Here is a 9093-nt window from a genome sequence, read left to right on the forward strand (position 1 = left end):
GCCGACGACCTCCTCCACGGAGAGATAGGCGCGCACCGGGTGGCCCGGTTCGCCGATCTCGTACGCCTCGTCGGCTTTCAGCCGGTGCAGCGAGTTGCGGTCCTCGTGCGGGAAGACGGCGACCGTGCGCGCGCCCAGCTCGTAGCCGGCACGGAATGCACGGATCGCGATCTCGCCGCGGTTGGCGACCAGCACCTTGCGGAACATCCTGGACCCCTTCAGCCTGACGGTGACGGGACCCATCGTGGCGGTGGGTGACCTTGTTGGCCATGTGAGTCGGGCCACTCACCGCAGGTGTCGCTCGATTGGACCGTGTTTGTCCAGGCGGGCCGCCGGGCCGGCTCACCCCGCCCGGCGGTCGCGGCGGGCCCACACCGTCCACCCGCCTCACACCGGTGACGGTCGCTCATCGGGCGGCCGAAAGCTCAACTCGGCACCGGGCGCGCGCTGCTGGGCGCCACGTTGCCCGTTCGGCCTGTCGGACATCGTTCGGAAAGTCTTGACGCGGCCATGCACACCGTTTGACACTCCTGCAACATCACGTCACACGTTTGAAACGGCGGTCCCCTCCATGGCGCACAGACATCGACTCCGGAGTCGGGCAGGACGGGGGGCAGGACGACTGGCCGCACTGACCGCCGTGTCCCTGATCGCCGGCCTGGCCGTGGCCACGACTCCGGTCCAGGCGACGGAGACCGCCGACGTCACCGAGGGTCTGGCCCTCTGGTACAAGTTCGACGGAGCGTCCGGCGCGACGGTCGCCGACGCCTCCGGCCACGGACTGAACGGCACGGTCAACGGGACCGCCAACTGGTCCCCGGCCGGCCAGGGCCTCTCCTTCAACGGCTCGGACACCTATGTCAAGGTGCCGAACGACGTGCTGAAGGGCATGACGTCGATCAGCGTCGCGATGGACGTGAAGATGGACGCGACCCAGGCCACGCCCTACTTCCTCTACGGCTTCGGAAACACCAGCGGGGGCAACGGCAACGGTTACCTGTTCGCCACGGGCAACTCCCTGCGCGCCTCGATCGCCACCGGCAACTGGTCGACCGAGCAGAACACCAAGCCGGCCGACTCCCACAACCTGACCCGCGCGGTGTGGAAGCACCTCACCTACACCCAGACCGGCACCACGGGCGTGCTGTACGAGGACGGCGTCGAGGTCGCCCGCAACACGTCGGTGACGATCACCCCCGGCGCGATCGGCTCGGGCACGACCACCGCGAACGCCGTCGGCAAGTCGGTCTACTCGGGCGACCGGCTGTTCAAGGGCCAGATGCGCGACTTCCGCGTGTACAACCGCGCGCTGGACGCCGGCGAGGTCTCGACGCTCGCCCTGCCCGTCGCCACCCAGGGCGTCGCGGACGACAAGGCCGCCCTGACCCTCGGCGACACGAGCGCCGTCACCGCCGACCTGACCCTGCCGAACACCGGCCCGGCCGGCGGCTCCACGATCACCTGGGCCAGCGACGACACCGGCGTGGTGTCCGACACGGGCAAGGTGACCCGGCCGGCCGCGGGCGAACCCGACGGCCACGCCACGCTCACCGCGACCCTGAAGAAGGGCTCCGTCTCCGCCACTCGGACCTTCGACGTCACGGTCCTGCCGGACCTCGACGACAAGGCCGCGACCGAGCAGGCCGCCAAGGCCCTCGTCGTCCACAACCTGGACGACGTGCGCGGCAACCTCACCCTCCCCGCGAAGGGCGCCTACGGCACCTCCGTGACCTGGTCCTCCGCGAGCGAGGACGTCGTCTCGTCCGACGGCGTGGTGCACCGTCCCGCGCACGGCGCCGGCGCCACCACGGCCGACCTGACGGCGACCGTCGCCAAGGGCGACGCGAAGACGACGCGCACGTTCACCGCGAAGGTCCCCGAACTCCCCGTCAAGGAAGCCCTCAAGGGCTACATGTTCAGCTACTTCACCGGCGAGGGCACCGCGGACGGCGAGCAGCTCTACGCGGCTCTCAGCAAGGGCAACGACCCGCTGAAGTGGCGGGAGCTGAACGACGGCAAGCCCGTCCTGACCTCCACGCTCGGTGAGAAGGGTCTGCGCGACCCGTTCATCATCCGCTCCCCCGAGGGCGACAAGTTCTACCAGATCGCCACCGACCTCAGGATCTACGGCAACGGCGACTGGGACCGCTCGCAGCGCAGCGGCAGCAAGTCCATCATGGTGTGGGAGTCCACCGACCTGGTCCACTGGACGGACCAGCGCCTGGTGAAGGTCTCCCCGGACAGCGCCGGCAACACCTGGGCTCCCGAGGCGTTCTACGACGCGAAGCTCGGCCAGTACGTGGTGTTCTGGGCGTCCAAGCTGTACGACAACCCCGCGCACTCCGGCGACACCTACAACCGGATGATGTACGCCACCACCCGCGACTTCTACACCTTCAGCGAGCCCAAGGTCTGGATCGAGCGCGGCTACTCGGTCATCGACTCCACGGTGATCCAGCACGACGGCACGTACTTCCGCCTGTCGAAGGACGAGCGCAACAACACCTCCTCCACGCCCAACAGCAAGTTCGTCTTCGAGGAGAAGAGCGACTCGCTGCTGAACCTCTCCTGGACCGCGGTCGCCGAGGGCATCGGCAAGGGCGCGATGAACGCGGCCGAGGGGCCGCTGGTGTTCAAGTCCAACACCGAGGAGAAGTGGTACGCCTTCCTCGACGAGTTCGGCGGCCGCGGCTACATCCCGTTCGAGACGAAGGACCTCGCCTCCGGCGACTGGACCCCGTCCACCGGCTACGACCTGCCGTCGAAGCCGCGTCACGGAACCGTCCTGCCGGTCACCCAGGCCGAGTACGACCGGCTGCTGCGCGCCTACCAGCCGGACCAGATCGTCACCGGCGTCGAGGACGTCACGGTGAAGACGCGGATCGGCGAGGCGCCCGTGCTGCCGGCCACCGTGATCGCCGAGTACGCCGACGGCGCGAAGCGGCCCGTCACCGTCACCTGGCAGGACGTCGACGCGTCCCAGTACGCGCAGGCCGGCTCCTTCAAGGTGAAGGGCGACCTGCCGGGCGACGTGGCGATCGACGTCCACGCCGACGTCACGGTCTCCGCCGAGGGCCCCGACGTCCCGGCCGACCTGCTCCTGCACTACGGCTTCGACGAGAACGGCGGCAACATCGTCCGTGACTCCAGCGGCCACGGCTTCCACGGCACCTACGTCCGTACGCCCGCCTTCGGGACCGGCGTCGACGGCGGCTCCTTCAAGATGTCCGGCGGCTCCAGCACCTCCGACTCCCCGTACGTGAAGATCCCGGGCGGCGTGCTGAAGGGCGTCGACAGCGTCACCGTCTCCACCTACGTCAAGTGGAAGGGCGGCGACAACTTCCAGTGGCTGTTCGGCCTCGGCCCCGACAACAACAAGTACCTCTTCGCCACCCCCTCCAACGGCAGCGGCAAGCTGTTCTCCGCGATCACCAAGGCCACCTGGTCCGGCGAGAAGCAGATGATCGGCGGCGCGCAGCTCACCCCGGGTGAGTGGAAGCACCTCACCGTCACCCTGGACGGAGCGACCCAGACGGCGGTCCTCTACGTGGACGGCGCCGAAGTCGCCCGCGTGAACGGCGTCACCGTCAAGCCGTCCGAGCTGTACGACGCGGCGAAGGACGCCTCGGGCTACATCGGCAAGTCCCTGTACTCCCCGGACCCGTACTTCGCGGGCGAGGTCGACGACTTCCGGATCTACAACCGGGCGCTGACGCCCGCCGAGGTCCTGGAGCTCGCCGGCAACACCACCGGCATCGCCGCGGCGACCCACCCGGCCCTCAAGGTGGACGCGCTGATCAACGACAAGAACAGCACGATCGTCCTGCCGCTCACCGAGGGCAGCGACGTCACCGCTCTGGCGCCGCAGTTCACCCTGGCCCACGGCGCGGGCATCAGCCCGGCCTCCGGCGCCCTGCGCGACTTCAGCAAGCCGCTGACGTACGAGGTGACCGGCTCCGACGGCAAGAAGCGCACCTGGACGGTGTCCGCGCTCATCATGAAGAGCCCGGTCCTGCCGGGGCTGAACGCCGACCCGAACATCGTCCGCTTCGGCGACACCTTCTACCTCTACCCGACCACCGACGGCTTCGAGGGCTGGAGCGGCACGCAGTTCAAGGCGTACTCCTCCACCGACCTGGTGCACTGGACGGACCACGGCGTCATCCTGGACCTCGGTCCCGACGTGAGCTGGGCGGACAGCAGGGCCTGGGCCCCCACCATCGCCGAGAAGAACGGTAAGTACTACTTCTACTTCTGCGCCGACGCCAACATCGGCGTCGCCGTCTCCGACTCCCCCACCGGTCCCTTCAAGGACGCCCTCGGCAAGCCCCTGCTGAAGGCGGGTCAGTTCCCCGGCCAGATGATCGACCCGGCGGCCTTCACCGACGACGACGGCCAGTCGTACCTCTACTTCGGCAACGGCCACGGCTACGTCGTCCCGCTGAACGACGACATGACCTCGATCGACGCCGCGAAGGTCAAGGACATCACCCCGAGCGGCTACAACGAGGGCGCCTTCGTCATCAAGCGCAAGGGCGTCTACTACTTCATGTGGTCGGAGAACGACACCCGGGACGAGAACTACCGGGTCGCCTACGCCACCGGAGACTCGCCCACCGGCCCCTGGACCAAGCAGGGCGTGATCCTGGAGAAGGACGCCGCACAGGGCATCCTCGGCACCGGCCACCACTCGGTCGTCAACGTGCCCGGCACCGACGACTGGTACATCGCCTACCACCGGTTCGCGATCCCCGGCGGCGACGGCATGCACCGCGAGACCACCGTCGACAAGCTGGAGTTCGACGCCGACGGACTGATCAAGAAGGTCGTGCCCACGCTCACGAGCATCGACCCGGTCGGCGTCGTGCACGCCGGTCCGGACGCCAAGGGCGTGGAGGGCGGCCGGATCGCCCTGAACGGCACGCTCTCCGGAGCGGGCAGCCCCAAGTGGACGGTCCAGACGGGCGCGCCCTGCAAGGTCGAGGACCCGGCGGCCACCCGCACCACGGTCACCTGCACCGACGACGGCACGTTCACCCTCACCCTGACCGCCGGACGCAGCACCGACACGGCCGTGGTCACCGTGACGAACGCGGCTCCCTCGATCACCTCCGCCACCGGTCCCAAGTCCCCGGTGTCGGTCGGCAAGCCGGCGGTCGTCACCGTCCGGTTCGCCGACGCGGGCGCCCGTGACACGCACACCTGCGTGATCGACTGGAAGGACGGCAGCACGCCGGCGAAGGGAACCGTCACGGCGGCCGGCTGCCGGGCCGAGCACACCTACACCTCGGCCGGTCTGCGCCGCCCGGTGGTCACCGTCACCGACGACGACGGCGGCAAGGCCGCCACGACCCTGCCCGAACTGGTCGTGTACAACCGGGCCGCCGGCCCGGTGGTGGGCGCGGGCCTGTCCGCGTCCCGCGGCAAGCCGAAGTTCTCCCTGTCGGCCGGCTACCTGCCGGGAGCCTCGGCCCCGGCCGGCGTGGTCACCCTCGACCTGCGGTCGCCTCTCACGAAGTTCCGGTCCGCTCACCTCGACTGGCTCGTCGTGACCGGCAACCGGGCCGTCCTGGAGGGCTCCGGCACGGTCAACGGCAAGAGCGGCTACCGCTTCCGCGTCACCGCCACGGACGGCCCGGACACCTTCCACATCAGGATCTGGAAGACGTCCGACGGCAAGGTCGTCCACGACACCGGCATCATGACGAGGGTCGCCGGCGTCATCACGGTCGGGCTGCGGCACCGCTAGAAGGACCGGCCGCACCGCCGAAAGGAACAGCCTGGCACGCGCTCGTGCCGGACGGTTAGGGTCATGGGCCCCCTGCCACCGCAGGGGGCCCATGCCTATGCCGGGGGACCCACACATGCCCACGCCCGACGCCATCTGGTCCGAGGCCGACCTGCCGACCCGGCGGCTGGCCGGACTGGCGCTCAACCCGTCCACGCCGGTCGACGTGCTGTTGCGACTGCTGGCGGACGGGCCGCTCGCGGTGCGGATGGTGCTGTGCCGGGACCGGTCCCTGCCCGACGCCGTCGTGGACGCCGTCGTCGAGCATCCCGACGCCTCCACGCGCAGCTTCTTCGCCCGCAACCCCCATGTCGCCCCCCGTACCCGGGCACGGCTGCTGAAGGACCCGGACTGGATCGTCCGCGCCCACCTCGCCGACGGGCCGCGGGACACCGGTCCCCTCGTCCCGCCGCTGCCCGACGACGCCGTCGTCCACATGATCGCCGGCTACGAGGACGAACTCCTCGGCTTCTCCTTCTACCGGCAGATATCCGCCGCGCTGCTCGAGGCGATGCCCACGCATCCGGTGGCGAAGGTCCGCGTCTGGGGAACCGGCTCATGGGGCTCCCTCCCCGCCGCCACGCGGGCCGCCCTGCTGGCCGACCCCGACGACGAGGTGCGGGAGAGAGCCGAGCGCAACGCGCGGGAGGAGGACCCGCGGTGGGTGGAGAGCGTCCTGCCCCCGCACTCCTGCCACGCCCGCACCCACGCCCTGCTCCACCACCCGCTCAGCGCAGCCGTGGTGGACCGCGTCCTCACCGAACCGGCCGGACCCGACGACCGCTCCATGATCGCGGCGAACCCCCGCCTCCCGCGTGCCGCCGTGGCCCTGCTCTCCTGCGACGCGGATCCGAAGGTCCGGCGGGAGATCGCGCGCCGACGGGACCTCGAGCCCGCCGAACGCCGCGCCCTCGTCGGGGACCGGGACCCCGAGGTCCGCCGGACGATCGCCCGGCACCCGGACCTCGACGCCGACGAGCGCGCCGCCCTCGCCGCGGACCCCGATCCCCGTGTGCGCCTGTCGGTCTCCGTCCACCCCGCCTGGAGCGAGTGGGAACGGTCCGCCATCGACTACGAGGTCTGCGAGGACGGCGACTTCGGCTTCCACCACTGCTCCGCGACGCCGCGGGACGCCGATGCCGTCCGCCGGGACGCGCTCTCCGCTCACCCGCTGCTGCGGCGGGAAGCCGCGAAGGAACGGGCGCTGCCCGCGGACCTGGTGGCCCGGCTGGCCGCGGACGACGACCTCGGCGTCCGGGTGCTGCTGGCCCAGAACCACGCCGATCCCCCGGCCGACCTGCTGCTGCGCTGCTTCCTCGAGTACACCGGCAGCGAACGCGCGCAGCTTCTGACGCGGCCCGGCTTCCCGAGCGAGGGCCTCGCCGTGCACGCCGACGACGCCGACCCGGCCGTGCGCCGCCTGGCCGCCCGCGACCCGCAGACCCCCGCGCACACCGTGGAGCGGCTGACCCGGGACCCCGACCCGGCCGTGCGGGCCGCCTTCGCCCGCCACCCGAACCTCCCCGGGCCCCGGCTGACGCAGCTCCTCGATGACGAGGAGCTGGTCCACCATGCCGCCGCCAACCCGGCGTTGACCGCCTCGGCGATCCGCCGCCTGGTGACGGGGTCCCTGCCTCTCAGGTGACGGCCAGCAGCGCCTCCAGCGCGGTCGCGGTGGCGGGGTGGCGATCGAGGAGGACCGCTCCGGACAGGGCGGCCCCTTCGGTCGCCCACTCCCCGTCGCAGCCCAGCAGGTCCGCCAGGGCGTCGCAGGTCGCCGGATGGGCGGCCAGGAGCGGCACGCCGCCGCCTCCGGCTCCCGTGCCGGCCCGCGGACCCACGCCCGCCGGCTGCTGCGGCAGCCGCCACGGCGGCACCCAGGCGTCCAGCTCCGGCAGCCGGGCGGGGAAGACGCGTCCGGCCTCGCGGATCAGCAGCGGCGCCAGCTCGGCGCCGCCGGCGCGCAAGGTGGTGATCAGCGTCGGCAGCCACGGCAGCAGCACCCGGTCGGGGAGGCGGGCGAACGCGTTCGACACCGCCTCCACGACGAAGTCGGCGAGGCCCGGCACCGGTTCCAGCGCGTGCACGAACCCGCTGAGGTAGCGGGGGTAGGCGGGGACCACCAGCGGATTGCCGAGCAGCTCGTCGCAGCGCGCCCGCAGGAGCGGCCTCGACAGGGTCCCCAGGTGGGTCTGCGCCGCCCACAGCAGTGCGGTGCGCGCGGGCTCCGTCGGGTGGGACTGGGCGAGGGAGAGTTCCAGCTGGGCGCGGTCGCAGCCGAGGGACAGCGCGAGGCTCTCCATGGAGAACAGGAACCCCAGCATGGCGGCGACCTGACGGACGGTCGCGTCCTCGTCGGTGAACGCCGTCGGCAGCAGGGTGCAGTAGTGCGCGTAACCCGTCTTGACGAACGACTCGATCCAGGGCGGCAGGACCGGTTCGGCGGTGCGGTAGTACGCCAGCAGCCGGCGGACCCGGCGCAGCACCTCCGGCGCCCCGTCCACCGAGCGTTCGTGGGCCAGCACCTGAAGTGCGCGGGCGCCCAGCTCGTCGGCCAGACGGCGGCTGCCCAGGAGGAGCGTGGCGTCCTCGACGGCCTCGAGGACCTGGGCCGCGGTGGCCTGCGGGTCGTACGCGGTGCGGCGCAGCCGCTGTTCGAGGACCTGCTCGATGCTGACGCCCTCGTAGCCGAGCTCGATGAGGGCGCGCTGGTGGGTGCCCAGCGCCAGGTCCCAGGACTCCTGAAGGGAGCGCTCGCCGAGCCGCCGTTCGCCCATGACCGGCCGGGCGGCGCCCTGCGGCAGCAACCGGCGCAGCATCCACAGCAGGTCGGAGCAGTGCGCCAGATCGGGCTGGGCGGCGATGTCCAGCAGGGCGCGCTGCACGCCGCGCTGCTGGAGCCTGAGGTTCAGCGGGGCGAGCCGGTCGTGCACGTCACGGGCGAGCGGCGGCAGCGCGTCGTAGCCGACCTGGCCGAGGCGGTCGCCGCCCATCATGATCTCGACGAGCCGGCCCACGTCCCGTCGGCCGGGCACGGCGTCCTTCTCTATGCAGGTGACCGCCGCGTCCTGGAAGTCGTACGGGGTGGGCTTGGCGCGGTCGCGCATCCCGGCGAGCAGGATGGACGTCTCGAAGACGGCGATGGCGTCGGCGGTGGAGGCCAGGTAGCCGTTGCGGCGGGCGGCCCGCACGATCTCCACCGACCAGCCGAGCAGTTCGGCCTCGTCGAGGGCGTCGAGGACGGGCGGGCGTCGGAGGAAGCCGGTGAGCCGGTCGGCGGGCGGGGCCGCCGGCGCCGGGGCGGC

The 9093-nt window shown here is 71.5% G+C and carries 4 protein-coding genes; 2 read left to right on the forward strand and 2 right to left on the reverse strand.

Annotated elements, in window-relative coordinates; translation table 11 throughout:
• Positions 1–207 (reverse strand): biotin carboxylase N-terminal domain-containing protein (locus tag ABT300_RS38035; RefSeq protein WP_351685997.1); only part of this gene is annotated, 207 nt, incomplete at its 3' end.
• A gap of 364 nt (positions 208–571) precedes the next feature.
• Here ABT300_RS38035 and ABT300_RS38040 point away from each other — a divergent pair.
• Complete coding sequence (locus ABT300_RS38040) at positions 572–5749, forward strand: family 43 glycosylhydrolase (protein WP_351685999.1); 5178 nt, start codon at positions 572–574, stop codon at positions 5747–5749.
• A gap of 115 nt (positions 5750–5864) precedes the next feature.
• The gene (locus tag ABT300_RS38045; protein ID WP_351686001.1) at positions 5865–7433 is read left to right on the forward strand and encodes a hypothetical protein; all 1569 of its coding nucleotides are present in this window, start codon (positions 5865–5867) and stop codon (positions 7431–7433) included.
• Here the strand turns inward: ABT300_RS38045 and ABT300_RS38050 are convergent.
• Positions 7426–9093, reverse strand: a 1668-nt coding sequence (locus tag ABT300_RS38050) for a DUF5682 family protein (RefSeq protein WP_351686003.1), incomplete at its 5' end; no start/stop codon positions are given. The two genes, ABT300_RS38045 and ABT300_RS38050, sit on opposite strands and share 8 nt — an antisense overlap.

Origin of the sequence: Streptomyces sp. NPDC001027 (assembly GCF_040299045.1) — a bacterium.
Classification (GTDB): Bacteria; Actinomycetota; Actinomycetes; order Streptomycetales; family Streptomycetaceae; genus Streptomyces.